This is a genomic window from Haloarcula sp. JP-L23, from assembly GCF_011602445.1.
Classification (GTDB): domain Archaea; phylum Halobacteriota; class Halobacteria; order Halobacteriales; family Haloarculaceae; genus Haloarcula; species Haloarcula pellucida.
In genome coordinates, this window is sequence record NZ_CP050014.1 from 302504 (window position 1) to 318953 (window position 16450).

General features: G+C 69.3%; 17 protein-coding genes. 3 read left to right on the forward strand and 14 right to left on the reverse strand.

Annotated features, from left to right (window positions below; all coding sequences use genetic code 11):
• Positions 1-19 precede the first annotated feature (19 nt).
• The 3 genes from G9465_RS01455 to G9465_RS01465 are packed head-to-tail and all read left to right on the forward strand — an operon-like array spanning position 20 to position 3065.
• The gene (locus tag G9465_RS01455) at positions 20-2116 is read left to right on the forward strand and encodes a VWA domain-containing protein (protein WP_166966865.1); all 2097 of its coding nucleotides are present in this window, start codon (positions 20-22) and stop codon (positions 2114-2116) included.
• Between the two features lie 53 nt (positions 2117-2169).
• On the forward strand, positions 2170-2358 hold the full coding sequence (locus tag G9465_RS01460; RefSeq protein ID WP_166966867.1) for a CbtB domain-containing protein: 189 nt from the start codon (positions 2170-2172) through the stop codon (positions 2356-2358).
• The gene (locus tag G9465_RS01465; RefSeq protein ID WP_166966869.1) at positions 2358-3065 is read left to right on the forward strand and encodes a CbtA family protein; all 708 of its coding nucleotides are present in this window, start codon (positions 2358-2360) and stop codon (positions 3063-3065) included. Before G9465_RS01460 ends, G9465_RS01465 begins: the two co-directional genes overlap by 1 nt.
• Position 3066: 1 nt before the next feature.
• Here the strand turns inward: G9465_RS01465 and G9465_RS01470 are convergent, their stop codons facing one another.
• From G9465_RS01470 to uvrB, 14 genes are all read right to left on the reverse strand, one after another.
• The gene (locus tag G9465_RS01470; RefSeq protein ID WP_227015670.1) at positions 3067-3243 is read right to left on the reverse strand and encodes a zinc-ribbon domain-containing protein; all 177 of its coding nucleotides are present in this window, start codon (positions 3241-3243) and stop codon (positions 3067-3069) included.
• Between the two features lie 144 nt (positions 3244-3387).
• On the reverse strand, positions 3388-4611 hold the full coding sequence (locus G9465_RS01475) for a PQQ-binding-like beta-propeller repeat protein (protein ID WP_166966871.1): 1224 nt from the start codon (positions 4609-4611) through the stop codon (positions 3388-3390).
• Positions 4604-4975 (reverse strand): DUF3209 family protein, encoded by a 372-nt coding sequence (locus tag G9465_RS01480; RefSeq protein WP_166966873.1) that lies wholly within the window; start codon positions 4973-4975, stop codon positions 4604-4606. The genes G9465_RS01475 and G9465_RS01480 overlap by 8 nt, the downstream gene beginning before the upstream one ends.
• Before the next feature lie 11 nt (positions 4976-4986).
• Entirely contained in the window at positions 4987-6210 is a 1224-nt protein-coding gene (locus tag G9465_RS01485; RefSeq protein WP_166966875.1) for a CbiX/SirB N-terminal domain-containing protein, read from the reverse strand.
• Entirely contained in the window at positions 6207-6866 is a 660-nt protein-coding gene (locus G9465_RS01490; protein ID WP_166966877.1) for a cobalamin biosynthesis protein, read from the reverse strand. The genes G9465_RS01485 and G9465_RS01490 overlap by 4 nt, the downstream gene beginning before the upstream one ends.
• Positions 6863-7117 (reverse strand): ferredoxin, encoded by a 255-nt coding sequence (locus G9465_RS01495; protein ID WP_166966879.1) that lies wholly within the window; start codon positions 7115-7117, stop codon positions 6863-6865. Before G9465_RS01495 ends, G9465_RS01490 begins: the two co-directional genes overlap by 4 nt.
• 2 nt (positions 7118-7119) lie before the next feature.
• Positions 7120-8136 (reverse strand): precorrin-3B C(17)-methyltransferase, encoded by a 1017-nt coding sequence (cobJ, locus tag G9465_RS01500; protein ID WP_166966881.1) that lies wholly within the window; start codon positions 8134-8136, stop codon positions 7120-7122.
• A 3-nt stretch (positions 8137-8139) separates the two neighbouring features.
• Positions 8140-9057 carry a precorrin-3B C(17)-methyltransferase gene (locus G9465_RS01505; protein ID WP_166966883.1) on the reverse strand — a complete coding sequence of 306 codons (918 nt, stop codon included), beginning with the start codon at positions 9055-9057 and terminating at the stop codon, positions 8140-8142.
• Positions 9054-10025 (reverse strand): cobalt-precorrin 5A hydrolase, encoded by a 972-nt coding sequence (gene cbiG, locus G9465_RS01510; protein ID WP_166966885.1) that lies wholly within the window; start codon positions 10023-10025, stop codon positions 9054-9056. Before cbiG ends, G9465_RS01505 begins: the two co-directional genes overlap by 4 nt.
• Positions 10026-10274: 249 nt before the next feature.
• The gene (locus G9465_RS01515) at positions 10275-11138 is read right to left on the reverse strand and encodes a cobalt-precorrin-4/precorrin-4 C(11)-methyltransferase (protein ID WP_166966887.1); all 864 of its coding nucleotides are present in this window, start codon (positions 11136-11138) and stop codon (positions 10275-10277) included.
• On the reverse strand, positions 11135-11929 hold the full coding sequence (locus G9465_RS01520) for a cobalt-factor II C(20)-methyltransferase (protein WP_166966889.1): 795 nt from the start codon (positions 11927-11929) through the stop codon (positions 11135-11137). Before G9465_RS01520 ends, G9465_RS01515 begins: the two co-directional genes overlap by 4 nt.
• Entirely contained in the window at positions 11926-12510 is a 585-nt protein-coding gene (gene cbiT / locus G9465_RS01525; RefSeq protein ID WP_166966891.1) for a precorrin-6Y C5,15-methyltransferase (decarboxylating) subunit CbiT, read from the reverse strand. Before cbiT ends, G9465_RS01520 begins: the two co-directional genes overlap by 4 nt.
• A 64-nt stretch (positions 12511-12574) precedes the next feature.
• Positions 12575-14119 (reverse strand): sensor histidine kinase KdpD, encoded by a 1545-nt coding sequence (locus G9465_RS01530; RefSeq protein WP_227015672.1) that lies wholly within the window; start codon positions 14117-14119, stop codon positions 12575-12577.
• Positions 14120-14204: 85 nt separating this feature from the next.
• Positions 14205-16271: an excinuclease ABC subunit UvrB gene (gene uvrB / locus G9465_RS01535; protein WP_166966894.1), complete on the reverse strand. Its 2067-nt coding sequence runs from the start codon at positions 16269-16271 to the stop codon at positions 14205-14207.
• Between the last annotated feature and the right edge of the window lie 179 nt (positions 16272-16450).

Here is a 16450-nt window from a genome sequence, read left to right on the forward strand (position 1 = left end):
CGTTTGCACTAATACAAGTATGGTTGTATTCGGTGCGGGCAAAAAAGCTTCGCAGGGGCCGTCGTTCTCCGGCGTGGTCGGCCAGCGCGACCTCAAGGACGGACTGCTGGCGGTCGCCGCCGACGACAGCCTCGACGGGTTGCTGGTCCGCGGCGAGAAAGGCACCGCAAAGTCGACGGCCGTGCGGGCGCTGGCAGACCTCCTGCCGACCCAGCGCGCCGTCGCCGACTGTCCGTACGGCTGTCCGCCCGACGACGCCGCCCGGCAGTGTGCGGACTGTCGGGAGCGCGCCGACCCGCCGGTCGCGGAGCGGTCGGTGCCGCTGGTGACGCTGCCGCTAGGTGCGACGCGGGACCGCGTGGTCGGGACGCTCTCGGTGGCCGACGCGCTGGGCGGCGAGTACGAGTTCGACGCCGGCCTGCTGGCGCGAGCCAACCGCGGCATCCTCTACGTCGACGAGGTGAACCTGCTCGACGACCACCTCGTGGACGTCCTGCTGGATGCGGCCGCGGGCGGCGTCAACCGCGTCGAACGCGACGGCGTGACGGTGACCCACCCCGCCGAGTTCACCCTCGTCGGAACCATGAACCCCGAGGAGGGCGAGCTGCGGCCCCAACTCCGGGACCGCTTCGCCCTCCAGACCGAGGTCACGGCCTGCGAGGGTGTCGACGACCGGGTAGCCATCATCGACCGTGCGCTGGGGGGCGACGAGACGGTCGACCCGGACGACCCAGACGAAGACGAGTCCGCTCGGGAACGCCTGCTGACGGCCCGCGAGTTGCTCGGTGACGTCGACATCGCCCGGGAGTTCCGCGAGCAGATAGCCGAACTCTGCCGGGACGCCCAAATCGACGGCCACCGCGGCGACATCGCGACGGCGCGGGCGGCACGGGCCTTCGCCGCACTCGACGGTCGGACGACCGTGCTGGCGTCCGACGTAGAGCGGGCGGCCGAGTTCGCGCTCCCACACCGGCTGACGTCCCGGCCCTTCGAGGAGCCACCGGACGTCGACGACGTGCTCGACGACCACTTCGAGGGTGAGGAGGGAGAGAGCGAGACGGACGAGGGGAGGAGCGACGACGCAAGCGACGACGGAGAGTCCGAGGCCGAGGACGGCGACACCGAGGCCGACGAGGGCGACGGGACGGACGAGTCGACCGGCGACTCGTCTACCGACGACGACAGTCGCGGGGACGACGCCGGCGGCGACCCGGACGAGAGCGACTGGAACGGGTCGCCAGCGCCCGCCGAGGCCGGCGACGGTGAGAGCGACGGCGACCGCGGCGACGACGGCCCAGAGAGCGAGGGGGACGGCACTGACGAGGCGGCCCGCCGCTGCTCCCGGGCAGTCCGTGCGGACATCGGAGAGAGCGACGCCCCGACGATAGCAGCCCCGTCCGTCGACACAGACGGCGGCGCGGCCAGCGGCCGCGCGAGTGCGACCGGGACTGACCGCGGGGCGACGGTGCGGACCGAGCGTGCCGGTGCCGGTGACGAGGTGGACGCGGCGGCCTCGGTTCGGGCGGCCGCCAGACGCGGCGCCGACGGCGTCGGGTCCCGTGACCTACGGCAGTCTGTCAGGGCGGGCGACGCCGAGACGCTGGTCGTGTTCGCCGTCGACGCGAGCGCGTCGATGCGGTCGGCGATGCGGGCCGCGAAGGGAACCGTGCTGGAGTTGCTGAAAGGCGCGTATCAGGCCCGCGACGAAGTGGCGTTCGTCACCTTCGCCGGCGAGGACGCCGACGTGGTGTTGCCGCCGACCGACAGCGTCACTCGGGCGGCCCGCCATCTCAAGGACCTGCCGACCGGCGACCGGACGCCGCTGCCGGCCGGTCTGCGAACTGCGGGCGAAGTGATAGCCCGGGCGGACCCGGACGCGGCAGTCGTCGTCCTCGTCACCGACGGCAGGGCGAACACCGCCGACGGGAGCCCGGTCGGCGCGACCCGCGAGGCGGCGCGTACCCTCGGTACTGTCGCCGACCGTACCCTCGTCGTCGACGCCGGTGACGGCGGACACGCGGGGCTGACGGACCTCGTCGCCAACGAGACGGACGCAGCGGTCGTCCCGCTCTCGGCGCTGAGCGCCGACCGGGTGGACGCTGCAGTCGACGGGTGAGAGCAGCCGGAAGTTTTACAATCTAACTTGCTCTCTTAGCAAGTAGAGTTTCAATGCAGTCAACCGACGACAGCGTCTACGACCGTTTCGAACGCGCCAGAGCCAGTCTCTCGGGGACACAGGTCGCCGTTGGGATCGCGCTCGTGGCCGCGCTCGGGTTCGCGCTCCTGTTCGTGCAGGAGCCGATGCTCCACGACTCGCTGCACAACTTCCGTCACAGCGCCGGTATCACCTGTCACTGATGACGAGCGACCACCTCGAACGCGGCGCACTCGCCGGCGTCGGCGGCGGCCTCGCCTACGGCCTGTTCGTCGCGACGGTGGGCAACAGCTTCACCGCCGGGCTGGAGACCTTCGAACACGGCCACGGCGGGAGTGGCCCGGTCGTCTCGGGGCTGACGACGACGCTCGCGAGCGTCGGCGGCGGCGTCCTCTGGGGACTCCTGTTCGGCGTCGCCGTCTTCGGCGTGGGTTATTACCTCCTCGAACCGGCGCTGCCCGGCACCGGCGCGACGAAGCGGCTGGCGCTGGCCGGCGCGGGCTTTCTGACCGTCTCCGGCGCGCCGTGGCTCGTCCTCCCGCCGCAACCGCCGGGCGTCGAGCAGGCCCTTCCGACGGAAACGCGGCTGGCGTGGTACGGCGGCCTGATGGTCGTCGGCGCGCTCGTCGCGGTAGCTTGCGGGCTGGCGTACCGGCGGACGGCGGGGCGGTCCCGTGTCGTTACCGCCGCGGCGACGCTGGCACCGCTCGCGTTGCTGGCCGTCCCAGTCGTCCTCGCACCGGCGAACCCGGTCCACGGCGACGTTCCGGCGGCGCTCGTCGCGGCCTACCGCTGGACTGTCGTGTTCGGGCAGGCCCTGCTCTGGGCGACCCTCGCGGCGGTCCACGCGTGGCTCGGCGAACCAGCGACCACGCAGGTCGACACCGACTACCCGGCGACGGCCGACTGAGTCAGTTCCCGTCGGTCACGTCGGCCCCACACTGGGGACACTCCTCGGCGTCGTCCGGAACCGACTCACCGCAGGCCGGACACTCCGCCGTCCGGTGCTCTTCGGCCGCCTCGCTGACCGTCCGTTTGAACTTCTCGACCTCCCGACCCGCTTTCTCGAAGAAGCCCACGCTAGGCACCTCCGGTCGCGTCGCCGTCGGCCGTCGGACTGTCCATATCTGTCCCACGGGCGGTAGCGGCAAAAGATTCGGGTCGGTCGGCGGTCAGGCGCTCACCGAAGACGACTGGTCCGGGCGAGCGACAGTGTCGTGACGGTCGGTCCGTCACTCGGCGGAAAACCGATGGAGGCGGTACGCGCCGCGTTCCCGGCCCTCGTCGTGGTAGACGACCGGTTCCTCGACGGCGGCGACCGTATCACCCTCGACGGCCGCCGCGGTGACGACGCCCGCCGTGTCGTGGGTCGCCACCCGGCCGCCGAGCGTATCGTAGACCCGGACCGCGTGGGCGTCGGCGTCGCGGTCGCGGAAGTGCTGTGCGCCCGGGACCGCGACGAGCGAGTCGTCGGTACCGAGCCCGCTGGCGAACCCGCCGACCGGACCCGTCCAACGTTCGGTCCCGTCGAACGAGACGCCTACGGCGGTGTGTTCCCGGGGATGACGGGCGTCAGTCTGGCGGCCGTCCTCGGGGTAGGTGTTGCCGGTCACGAACACCGCGCCGTCGTCGGTCGCGTGAACGTGGTTCGGATAGGCGTACACTGCCTCGCCGTCGACGTCGCGGGACGGTGCCAGCGGGATGTGCCAGCGCTCCGCGCCGTCCGCATCGAGGTGGTAACCGCAGTAGTCACCGTGGCTGGCGACGACGGCACCCGAATCGAGGAGTGTCACGTCGCCGACCCGTCGCTGGCCCTCGGTGCCGGGGTCCCACATCCATCGGGGAGAGCCGTCGCCGGCGTCGAGGACGACGAGACCGTGCTGGTGGTCGCCGGGACAGCGGTTGTACGCCACAGCGAGACGGTCGTCGCGGACCGAGAGAGCGATTGGCGAGGCATCAGTCCGATACGTCCAGTCGACGCTGCCGTCAGGCGCGAACGCGTAGACGACGCTCTGGAACGTTCGGTCCCCGTCGACGCGTTCGTAGCGGCGGGCGGCCGCGTACAGTCGGTCGCCGTCGGTCGTGAGACTGGCGACGAACGGCAGGAGAAAGCGAGTGTCGTCCTGTGGCGTCCCGACGTCCTCGCGCGTCTCGTAGCGCCACCGCACGCTCCCGTCGACGTCGTGACAGCGTATCTCACCGCGGGCGCTGCGCTCGCCGACGGCAGATCCACCGCCGAACGGTTCGACCGCGACGACGCTCTGCCCGTCGTCGCCCTCGTGGTGCCAGCGGACCGTCGGCCGAGGTCCCGAGACGTCGACCGCCCGCAGGTCGCCGTCCGCCGTGCCGACGACGGCGACGCCGTCGGTCAGCGCGACCGCAGAGCGGCGGCCCTGTTGGCGTGAGCGGGCCGGCGCCACGTCGCCGAGCGTGACGGTCGACGCGTGTTCACTCATCGACTGGGAACGCCTCGTGGAGGACGTCGTGGGCCTCGCCGAGACCCGCGAGGACGTCCTCGCCCTGTGTCGTCAGTCGTTGTACCGCCCGTTCGGCGTCACGCACCGCGACGAGTCGGCCCCGCAGGTAGTCGTACTCGGGGTCGTCGCTGTCGGTCCGCGCTATCTCCTCTTCTAAGTCGACGAGCGCCGCGTCGAGGTGGCGCTCGATATCTGCGAGCGTCCCGGCGTTCGCGAGTGCCTCGATTGGGCCGGTCATGTGGCCCTCCAGCTCCTGTTTCGCGTGCTGGCGCGCGTGGTCGTCTTCGGTACCGAGAACGTTCATGAGGCCCAGTCGGAGGGCCTCGATTTCGTAGCAGCTCATGGGTGTATCTGTTACAGCGTCTGGTCGACTAACTCGCTCACGATTCGGTCGCGGTCCAGATGCGACGAGACGATACTGTCGGCGTCGCCCTCCTCGACGCCGCCGTACCAGACGCCGTCGGGGTAGACGGCGACCATCGGTCCCTCGCCACAGCGCCCGAGACAGGACGAGCGCGTGATGCGGGCGTCACACTGGTCGCTGTCGCGGGCGGCCTGCCGGAGGCGTTCGAGGACGGCGGGCGCACCGTCCTGTGCGCAGGTCTGGTTGGTACAGACCGCGACGTGTTTCTCCGGGGCGTCGTGGACGTGTGGGTCGTCGTCGACGTCCTCGCGGTCGGCGTGTTCGGCCTGATGGGTCAGCGCCCGGAGCATCGCGCGGGCGCCGCCCTGGTCCGCCTCGTAGCCGTCGAGTTCCACCTTGTACTTGCAGGTGTCACAGGACATCTCGACGCTCCCCGTTCGCGCCTCCTGCCAACGGTCGCCCAGCACGTCCAGCAGACGCGGGTCGGTCCCGAGCGGTTCGCCATAGGCGGCGTCGACGTAGGGGTACTCCTCGTCGAACTCCTCGGCCCCGTCCTTGATACGTCCGGTCAGCACGCCGTCGCCGAGCATGTACGGCAGGACGACGACGGCGTCGGGCCGGGTCTTCGCGAGGTCGTGGAGCGCCTCGTCTAACAGCGGTTCGGTGACGCCGATGAACGACGCGTCGACGCGCGAGAACTCCCGGCCCTCGTACAGCAGGCGGGCGAGTTTGTGGACGTCGGCGTTGGCGTCGGGGTCAGAGGACCCGCGGGCACACACCACCACGGCCACGTCGTCGGCCTCGCGGTCGACGCCCAACTCGGCTTCGACGGCGGCCGCGCGGTCGTCCAGCAAGTCCAGAATCGCCGGATGGACACCCAGATGCGCGCCGTTGTTGATAGTCAGCCCCGGGTGAGCCTCGCGGGCCTGTTGGACCGCCAGCGGCACGTCGTTCTTGACGTGACTGGCGGCGAACAGGGAGAGGTGGACGACCGTCACCTGCGACACCGTCGAAGCCAACCCCGCGATTGCCTCGTCGATGGCCGGTTCCGCGAGTTCGAGGAAGGCGGCGTCGACAGGGATACCCAGCCGTCCTTCGAGGTCGGCCGCGAGTTCGCGCACCTGTTCGTTGGACTTCTCGCGACGGGAGCCGTGGCCGACGAGCAGGACCGACTCGTCGTCGAGTCCGTCGCGGGCGGCGGTCGCTTCGCTCATCGGACTCGCTCGACGCTCTTTCGGAGCTTGCGCCGTCGGCTCGGCGCGAACAGCCCCGTGTTCTCGCTCCCGTCGTAGAGCCAGTCCGCGAGGACCGGCACCGCGTCGTCCGCGACGCCGAACCAGTAGCCCGACGAGGCGTCGGCGAGGTCGTCACAGGGCGCCTCGACCGGACAGTCCTCGAGCAGTGACTGGACGGTCCGAAGGAGGCGCTCGTCTTCGTGGACGAACGAGATACCCACCGCCCCGTCGTCGGACTTGAAACACACCGTGCCACACCCCTCCAACAGGCCCCGGAGGAGTTGCCGGTCGTGGGCTGCGAGCGTATCGAAGCGGTAGCCCCCGGCCTGCCCGTCGAAGGGGAGGCCGAGCGCGGCGCTGGCGCGGTCGGCGAGGCCACCGAGGACCTGCACCGTGTACTCGTCCTCGCGCCGGGTGACCGAGGTGTCGTGGGCGTACTCTCGCTCGACGATGCGGTGGTCGGCCCGTTCGGCACCAGCGATGGACGCCAGCCGTCGGGCCGCCGTCTCGTCGCTCGTCCTGACGGTCACACAGCCGTCCTCGCACTCCCCGTCTGCGGCGACCCGGCCCCAGAAGTACGCCGTCTCCGGGTGGGCCGAAAGCAGGTCGCCGGGCGCGCCGGTCTCGATGCTCATGGCTCGGCCTCCTCGGTCGCGGCGGCCGTCTCGCGGTCGACGGACTCGACGGTGATGGCGTCCAGCGGACAGGCGGCGGCCGCCTGCTCGGCCGACTCGCGCCGGTCGTCGTCGAACGTGGCGGCGACGGCCTGTGAATCGTCGACCTCCAGCGCGGCGAGACCCTCGCTATCCTCCACGAACCGGTCGTCGCGCACGAGACAGGCGAAGACGCCGTCGCAGGCCCCGCGGTCGATGGTGATTCGGTACATGCTCAGTAGTCGTACTTCGTCTCGTAGCCACGCGGCGTGACCATCCGGTCGTCCCAGACGTAGGTGTCCTCGTTGCCGACCAGCAGGGTCGTCGTCATGTCCACGAGGTCAGTCTCGCCCAGTTCCGGCAGGTCCTGTAACTCGACGATTTCGGCCTGTTCGTCCTCGCGGCCCGCGGCGTGGACGACGCCGACCGGGGTCTCGGGGTCGCGGTGTTCCAGTAGAATCTCGCAGCACTTCTCGTAGTTCTCGCGGCGCTTGCGGCTCCACGGGTTGTAGACGGCGATGGTGAACCCCTCCTTGGCGGCGGCGTGGAGGCGTGACTCGATGGTCGGCATGTCGGTGAGGTGGTCCGACAGCGAGATGGAAACGGTGTCGTTGACCAGCGGCGCGCCCACGCGGGCGGCACACGACTGGGCCGCCGGGACGCCCGGCACGACGTCGAAGTCCAGCATCGACGCCGTCGCACCCTTCGACTCGACGATTTCGAGCGCGAGGCCGGCGAGGGCGTAGACGTTCGGGTCGCCGCTGCCGATGATGGCGACGTCATTGCCAGCGAGCGCCCGGTCGATTGCCTCCTCGGTTCGGGAGACTTCGCCGCACATCGGCGTGTCGTAGATGTCGTCGGCGCTCTCCGTGATGTCGTCGGGGAGCAGGTCGACGTAGGTCGTGTAGCCGACGATGTGCTCGGCGTCTGCCAGCGCCGCCTTCGCGCGGGCGGTCATCCCCTCCGGTTGGCCGGGTCCGAGGCCGACCGCCACGAGTTGTCCGGGGTCGGCGTCGAAGTCGTCGACGGTCGCGCCGACTTCCTCCTCGTCGGCGTCGTCGGTCGAGGCGCCGCACCCGCTACCGGACGAGGCGGACGACGACGCTCCGCATTTCGAGTCCGTCTCCTCGGTGGTCTCGGTCGTACTGCTGCTCGCCCCGCACTTCGACGACGTGTCGGTGCTCGTCTCGGCTTCGGTACTCGCTTCTGCGGTCGATGCGCCACAGTCGGAGTCTGTGTTGTCAGTACTCATGGGTCAGAAATCCTCCACGTCACGCCCGCCGCGCGGGGTGACGAGGAACTCGCGGTAGTCGTTCTCCCAGACTTCGGTCTCGTGGGTGCCGACGAGGATGGACGACCCCATCCCGCCGACCTTCTCGTCGTGGTCGGGCAACTCGCCCAGCGTCGTGATGGTCTGTGTCTCGCCGTCGACGTTGCGGCCGGCCTCGCCGCGTCCGGCGTCGTTGATTATCGCGGCGGGCACGTCGTCGGCCCGTTCCTCGCGCAGGACCGAGACGGCCCGCTCGTAGTCGCGCCAGCAGTTGTACAGGACGACGACGAACCCCGAAATCGCGGCCGCCCGCAGTTTCTCCTCGATTTCGTCCCAGCCGCGCCACTTGTCCGACAGCGAGACGGTGCAGAAGTCGTTCGAGAGGGGCGCGCCGAGGTTGGCCGCCCCGCCCAGCGCCGCCGTCACGCCGGGGACGATTTCGATAGGCACGTCGCCGGCGTCCTCGGCCTCCGCCATCGTGAAGAGGAGATCGGACTTGCCGTAGACGTTCGGGTCGCCACCGGAGACGTGGGCCACGTCCTCGCCGTCTCGCACGCGCTCGAAGGCCTCGCGGGCGAGTTCGACCTGCCGCCCCATCGAGGACCGGACCAGCGTCTGTCGGGTGCCGTCGGGCCGTTCGAGGACGGTCCCCTCCTCGTCGACGCCGGTATCGGCGCTGGCCTCGACTTCGGCGCTCTCCGGCGGGAGGGTGCTGTCCTTCCGGAGGAACTCCTGATACAGGTTCGAGGCGATGACGCAGTCGGCGGTGCGGACGACCTGCTTCGCTCGCTGGGTCATGTCGTGGGGCAGGCCGGGGCCGATGCCGACGACGGAGAGCGTGCCGTACGCCGACCGTCGGGCGTCGGTGGCAGTCGCGGCCGACGCCTCGTCGGTGCCGCTCATTCGCCTATCGCCACCGTTACCGCCTCGTCGTAGCGCGTCTTCTCGGCCAGCAGGTCGTGGTCGCGCCCGCCGGCGATGGCCGACGCCTCGGCGATGCCCGGCCACCCGATGAGTTCCTTCGACCGCGAGGGCGATGGCCCCTCGAACTCGGTCAGCGTCTCCTTCTCGAAGGCGACGACGCCGAGGTCCCACGCCTCGGCGGCTTCGAGCATCCCTTCTTCGTCGGCTTTCCGGGTGCCGGTGGCGACGAAGTCGACGTCGGTGCGGTCGAGGCCCGCCTCGTCGAGGGCGCGGTCCCACGCGGCGTGGAACTGCTCGACGTCGGCCCCGGCGACGCTCCCGGTCCCGAGGACGACGCCGTCGTCGCCGTTGCGCTTCAGGACGGTCACGTCGTCGTCTACGAGGACCGCTTTCGGCCCGTCGAGTCGCTCGACGGGGCCGAGTTCGTCGTCCAGAACCGCGAGGTTGGTCGCCACCGTCGAGTCGCCGTTGACGACGTGGGCGTCGAGGGCCTTCGCCTGCTTCTCGACGCCCTGCTTGCCCGCCGCCTCGCTGGCGGTGGTCATCGCCGGCACCGCGCCCATGGAGGCGAGGTCGTCGGCGACCTGATTCGCGCCGTGGTGGCCGCCGGTGATGGGGATGGCCCACGTCAGTTCCTCGTCGACGACGCAGATGGCGGGGTCGTCCCACTTGTCGTCGAGCAGGTGGGCGGTCTTGCGCATCGCGATACCGCTGGCCATCAGGCCGATAAAGCAGTCGTACTCGCCCCAGTGCTCCTCGAAGACGTCACCGTGGTACGCCAGAATCTCGATGGAGTCGTAGCGGTCGCCGATGCCGTCGACGATTTGCTGGGCGGTGTCCATCTTCCGCTCGAAGGCGACGATGGCGATGTCCTCGGCCACCTCGCCGTCCGAGTCGGGCGCTTTGCAACTGTTCGAACTGCTGTCTGTGTCGTTGTCCGTACTCATGAGAACCTCTCGGCCGGTGACGCAACCGCACGTGACTGCCGGCCGGTCAGCCACGCGGGTGGGACTGAGCGAAGCCGAGGGCTTCGCGAGGGTCGAAAGCCGCTGGCGTCTTTCGGGACTGAAAGGGGCCGGGCGCTGGAGGAAGCACGACGACGCGAGGACCGCAGGCCGACGGCCGAGGACCGCGGCGAGTCGCGCGACTCCAGCGTCCGGGGGCTTTCTGGCTGTACGCGGTAGCAGTGGACCATCCTAATCGTCGGCCTCCTGCGACGAATCGGAACGGTTCGCCCAGTCGCCGTAGAGGAACGAGCGCTCGTAGTCCTCGCCGCCGACGGCGTCGCCGACGACGACCATCGCTGAGGCGCGGTACCCCGCGTCTTCCAGCTTATCGCCGATGGTAGCGATGGTGCCCTCCACGACGTCCTCGTCGGGCCACGACGCGTGGTACACCGCCGCGACGGGCGTGTCGGGGTCGTGGCCGTCCGCTAACAGTCGGTCCATCGTCTCGCTGACGGCGTGCGTCCCGAGGTAGATACACGTCGTCACGTCGCCCATGCCGACGAACTCCGAGATGTGGTCCTCCTCGGGGTCCAGCGTCTTCCCCTGTGGGCGGGTGAACGCGACGTGGTTGGCCACCTCGTTGAGCGTCAACTGCGTCCGGAGGGTGGCGCTCGCCGCGAACGCCGAGGTGACGCCGGGGACGATGTAGGTCGGGACCCCCTCGTGTTCCAGCGCGTCCATCTGTTCCAGTGCGGCCCCGTAGATGGCCGGGTCGCCGCTGTGGAGGCGGACGACCGTATCGCCGGCCTCGTAGGCGTCCCGCATCAGCGGAATCAGCTCCTCTAAGTCCTTGCCGATGGAGGTCACCGTCTCGGCGTCGGCGCAGTACTCCTCCAGCAGTTCGCTGTTGACGAGCGACCCCGCGTGGACCACGAGGTCGGCGTCGGCGAGCAGTTCGCGCCCGGCGACGGTCAGCAGGCGCGGGTCGCCGGGACCGGCACCGACGAAGGGAATCCCCTCCTGTTCGTCGCCGGCGCTGTGGTCGTACACCCGGTCGTCGCGATTGCCGGCGACCGAATCGATGGCGTCCTGCGGGTCCGTCTCGTCGCTCACTGTCGGTCACCCCCCGGCTCGTCGCCACACAGGGCGCCCTCGGAACGTTCCTGTCGGGCGATGTCCTGCGCACCGCCGTCCGAGACCAGACCGCTCTCGTCGCTCGCTTCGAGGAACGCGTCGGTCGCCTGTTCGATACGAGCGTCGGGTTTCTCGGCGTAGGCCAGCGTGTAGTAATCCCGTTCGTCGATGTCGGTCGGGTCGTCGGTGACGAGCGTCTCGCCCTGTTCCATGAACAGGCGGCGGCCGTAGGTCACGTCGTAGCCGGCCTCGACGAGGCCAGCGTGGGTCGACGGCGCGTCGGTCACCTTGAACAGCACCATGCGGTCGGGACCGGTCGGCGACCGACCGCCGTCGGCCTCTCTGAGTGCGAGGCTCGACCCGGCGGTTATCTCGACGCCCAGCGCCGTCGCGAACGCGGTGACGGCGCTGACACCCGGCACGACTTCGAGGTCGACCTCGGGGTGGAAGGCTGCGAGCGTCCGGCGGAGGTGACCGAAGGTCGAGTAGACGTTCGGGTCGCCCAGCGTGACGAACGCCGCGTCGCCGTCGCGGGCAGTCGTCGCTATCTCCGCGGCGGCCTCCTTCCACGCCGCCCGGAGTTTCTCCTCGTCCCGAGTCATCGGGAAGTCGAGGTCACCGATGCGCTCCTCGGGGACGTGTTCGGTCGCCACCGACCGGGAGAGCCGGCCGGGCGAGTAGACCACGTCGGCGTCTTCGAGGGCGCGCTTCCCGCGGACGGTGACGAGGTCGGCCTGTCCGGGGCCGAGGCCGACGCCGTAGAGCGTCATCGGTCGGCCTCCGTGCGGCCGCCGTCGGCGGCCACGGCCTCGCTCGCACTCCCGACGAGCATGTACACCGGGTTCTGCGAGTCGAAACTCGTCGCACCGGCGAGTTCGTAGCCGTGGCTCACCTGAAACTGGACGACCTCCTCCAGCAGGTCGCGGTCGCGGAACGCCTCGGTCGCCGCGCCGGCGACCTCCAGCCGTGAAACGTTCATCACGACGCGGTCGACGCCCGTCTCGACGGCGTGGTCGAGGACGGCCTCGTAGTTGCGCGACCCGCCCAGAAAGAGCGCGTCGGCGTCCTCGGGCAGGCCGTCGGGGGCCTCTGCCTCGCGCAACTCGACGGCGGCGCTGGTGTCGTTAGCTGCGAGGTTCTTCCGGGTCACGTCGAGGCGGTCGGGCTTCCGTTCGAGGGCGGTGACCCGACCGGCGCGACGTGCCGCCTCGACGGTGACCGCACCGGTACAGGACCCGACTTCGACGAAGTGGTCGTCCGCTGTGAGCGCGAGTTTGCTGGCGAGGACGGCCCGGACCTCCGATTTGGTCGGGCCTGCCTTCGCGTCGTAGGGAAGCGAGACGCGGGACATCACGCTATACAACTGCAGTAGCGCCTAAAACAATTGTGGTTGTACTAGTGCAAGTCGGGGTTGTTTACTCGTCCAGCCAGCGTCGACCGTAGCGGTACAGGCCAGCGAGCGTCAGGCCCCACAGCAGGTGACTGGCGAGCGTCGCGGCGGTAACGTTCGGCAGCGAGACGGGGATGCCGACGAGTCGGAGCCACAGCGGCATGACGAGACCGGCCGCGACCAGCCACAGCGCCACCGCCCAGCCGACGGCAGTCCCGTAGTAGTGGACGCGGGCGTCGACCGACGACGGGACGAGTTGGACGAGTCCCGCGTACGTCAGTCCGAAGACGACGCTGTGGAACTCGTGGGTTATCCAGCCGACCGTGGCGTCCGTCGTGCCATAGAGCGCGCCGATGACGGGGACGGCACCGCCGAGGAACTGCATCAACAGCCCCATGACCGCCCCCGCCAGTAGCGATGCGCCGGTGACGAGTCCGAGACCCCGCTGTGAGAGTCCGTAGGAAGTCCCGCCGTCGGCCCCGGCACCGCCGTCCGTATCCGCCCGGCGTAAGGTCAGCGTGACAGTCGTCCCGGCCTCGTCGACCGCCGCGTCGACGCTCCCACCGTAACTGCCCGCGAGCAGGCGAACGAGGTTCAGTCCGAATCCGGTCGAACGCTCCTCGTACACCGCGACTTCGCCCCGGTCGACGAGTGCCTGCTGGTCGGCGGGGAGTCCGGGACCCTCGTCCGCGACGGCGATGGCGACGGCCGACTCGTCGATGGTCACGCGCACCTCGACGGTCGGGACCTCGGCGTCGTCGTAGACGACGGCGTTCTCGACGAGATGGACCAGCGCGTCCTCCAACAGCGGGTTCGCCCAGACGGTGGCGTCCTCGGCCGTGGAGACGTCGGCGGTGATTCGGGCGTCGGGGTACCGCTGCCGGACAGTCTCCATGGCCGCCACCACACAGTCGGCCACCGGTATCGCGTCGAGCGCCCCGACCGCGTCCCCGTCGCGGGTGATGTGTTTCACGTTCTCGACGGTGGTCGCCACGTCGTCGGTCCGGCGCTCGATGGCGGCCGCGGAGTCGACGTCGTGGGTCCGCTGTAACACCTCCGCGCGGCCGCGGATGACGGTGACGGCGTTGAGTACCTCGTCGCGAAGGAGGCGCGTCACCATCTCCAGCCGACCGGTCTGGCGTTCGAGTTGGCGGCGCTGGCGGGCCGTCTGTGCCGCGTAGACGCCCGTGAGCGCGCCGCCAGCGCTCCCGCCGATGAGGAAGTTCGCGAGGTACGTCTGTGAGCGGACCGGTTCCATCGCGAGGTTCGTGTCGTTGGCGACGAGCGTCAACACCACGAGGACGAACATCGCGCCGGTGCCGGCGACACACCACGTGGCTACCGTGCGGACGAACGGCCGCTCGAAGTCACCCACGACCAGCGAGACGCCGAACACCGAGAGTCCGAGCCCCAGCGCTAAGGGCACGAGACCGCCGACGAGGAACCGGAGCGGGTCGTCGTACGCCGCGAGCGTCACGGTGAACCGAGTCAGGAAGAAGCCGATGGCGGCGACGACCAGTCCGCTCGGGGAGAACCGCCGGGAGAGAGAGGAGACATCCATAGTGGGCATCGACGGCCAGTCGCTGACCGCCTCAGTTACACGTAGTTAGATGTATGACTGTTGATAAGTGTTGCCCCAAACTGTGCGCTGGCGGTCAGAACTCGTCGGCTCTGGGCGCGGGAACGCTGCCGTCGTCGGCCTCGGGCGCGTCGAGGTCGAACTCCGCGCGCAGGTCGCGGATGCGGTCGCGGATGTCCGCGGCGAGTTCGAACTCCAGATTGTTGGCGGCCTCCTGCATCCGCTCTTCGAGTTGGTCGACGCGGCGGGCCGCCTCGTCCTCGTCGGCCGGCCCGTCGCCGGCCACGTCACCGGTGTCGGTCTTGCTCCCGGGGAGGTTCGTCTCGCCGACCTCCTTCTCGATGGTCGTCGGTTCGTAGCCGTGTTCCTCGTTGTACTGCTGCTGGATGCGGCGGCGGCGCTGGGTCTCCTCGATGGCCGACTGCATGGCGTCGCTCCGGTCGTCGGCGTAGAGGACGACTTCGCCGTTGACGTTTCGCGCGGCGCGACCCATCGTCTGGACCAGCGTCGTCTCCGAGCGGAGGAACCCCTCTTGGTCGGCGTCCAGAATCGCCACCAGCGAGACTTCGGGGATGTCCAGCCCCTCCCGCAGGAGGTTGATACCGACGAGGACGTCTATCTCGCCCAACCGGAGCGAGCGGATGAGTTCGTGGCGTTCGAGCGTGTCCGTCTCGTCGTGCATGTAGGCGACGTCGACGCCGGCCTCTTCGAGGAACTCCGTGAGGTCCTCGGCCATCCGCTTGGTGAGCGTGGTGACGAGGACGCGTTCGTCGCGGTCGATACGGTCGTCGATGCGGTCCATCAGGTCGTCGACCTGTCCCGTGGCCTCGGCCACCTCGACAGCGGGGTCCACGAGGTGCGTCGGGCGGACGATCTGTTCGACGACCTGCGCACTCTCCTCGCGTTCGTAGTCGCCCGGCGTGGCGCTCACGTAGAGGGTCTGGTCGGTCTTCGCCTCGAACTCCTCGAAGGTGAGCGGACGGTTGTCGAACGCGGTGGGGAGGCGGAAGCCGTTCTCGACCAGACTCTCCTTGCGAGACTTGTCGCCCGCGAACTGGCCGCGAATCTGCGGGAGCGTCTGGTGGGACTCGTCGATGACGGTGAGGAAGTCATCGGGGAAGTAGTCAAGCAGGGTGTAGGGGGCCTCGCCGCTCTCGCGGTCCGAGAGGTGGACCGAGTAGTTCTCGATGCCCGAACAGTAGCCCGTCTCCCGCATCATCTCCAGGTCGAAGGTGGTCCGCTCCTCGATGCGCTGGGCGGCGACGGCGTCGCCCTTGCGCTCGAAGTAGCGGATGCGTTGTTCGAGCAGTTCCTCTATCTCCTCGATAGCCCGCTCCAGTCGTTGCTCGGGAATGGAGTAGTGTTCCGCCGGGTGGATGAGCGCGGCGGGTTCCTCGCGAACGACCTCGCCCTGTAGCGGGTCGACCTTCAGCATCCGGTCTATCTCGTCGCCCCAGAACTCCACCCGAAGGGCGTAGCGGCCGTACATCGGGTAGATTTCGAGCGTATCACCGCGCACGCGGAAGGTCCCTTGCGTGAAGTCGACGTCGTTGCGCTCGTAGTTCAGGTCGACCAGACGGCCCAGCAACTCGTCGCGCTCTATCTCCTGTCCCACTTCGAGCGAGAGCGACATGTCGACGTAGTTGCGCGGGTCACCGAGACCGTATATCGCGGAGACCGACGCGACCACGATGACGTCGTCCCGAGTGAGAAGCGACCGGGTCGCGGAGTGTCGCAGGCGGTCTATCTCGTCGTTGATGGAGGCGTCCTTGTCGATGAACGTGTCCGTCTGCTCGACGTAGGCCTCGGGTTGGTAGTAGTCGTAGTAGCTGACGAAGTACTCGACGGCGTTGTCCGGAAACAGGTTCCGGAACTCCTCGTACAACTGCGCGGCGAGGGTCTTGTTGTGGGCGATGACGAGCGTCGGTTGCTGTATCTCCTCTATGACCCACGAGACGGTGTTGGTCTTGCCCGACCCCGTCACGCCGAGCAGGGTCTGTCTGTCCATCCCCTGCCGGAACCCCGCGGCCAGTTGCTCGATGGCTTCGGGTTGGTCCCCGGCGGGGTCGAACGGCGCGTCGACGCGGAACTCGCTGTCGGCGTCCGGGCGGTCGATGGAGAGGGGGCCTCCGGCGTCGCTCATTGTGTGGGGGTAGGGCTGGACGGACTTGAGGCTAGCGAGGGACCGAGTGAAACGAGGTCCCTCGGGATGAGCGAGCGGCGAAGCCGCGAGCAGTAGCGAGGTTCTGAGCGAAGCGAAGAACCTCGACGAAGCGCAGCGGGGAGCGAAGCGACGCGGTGACCGGAGACCTGCGAGTGATA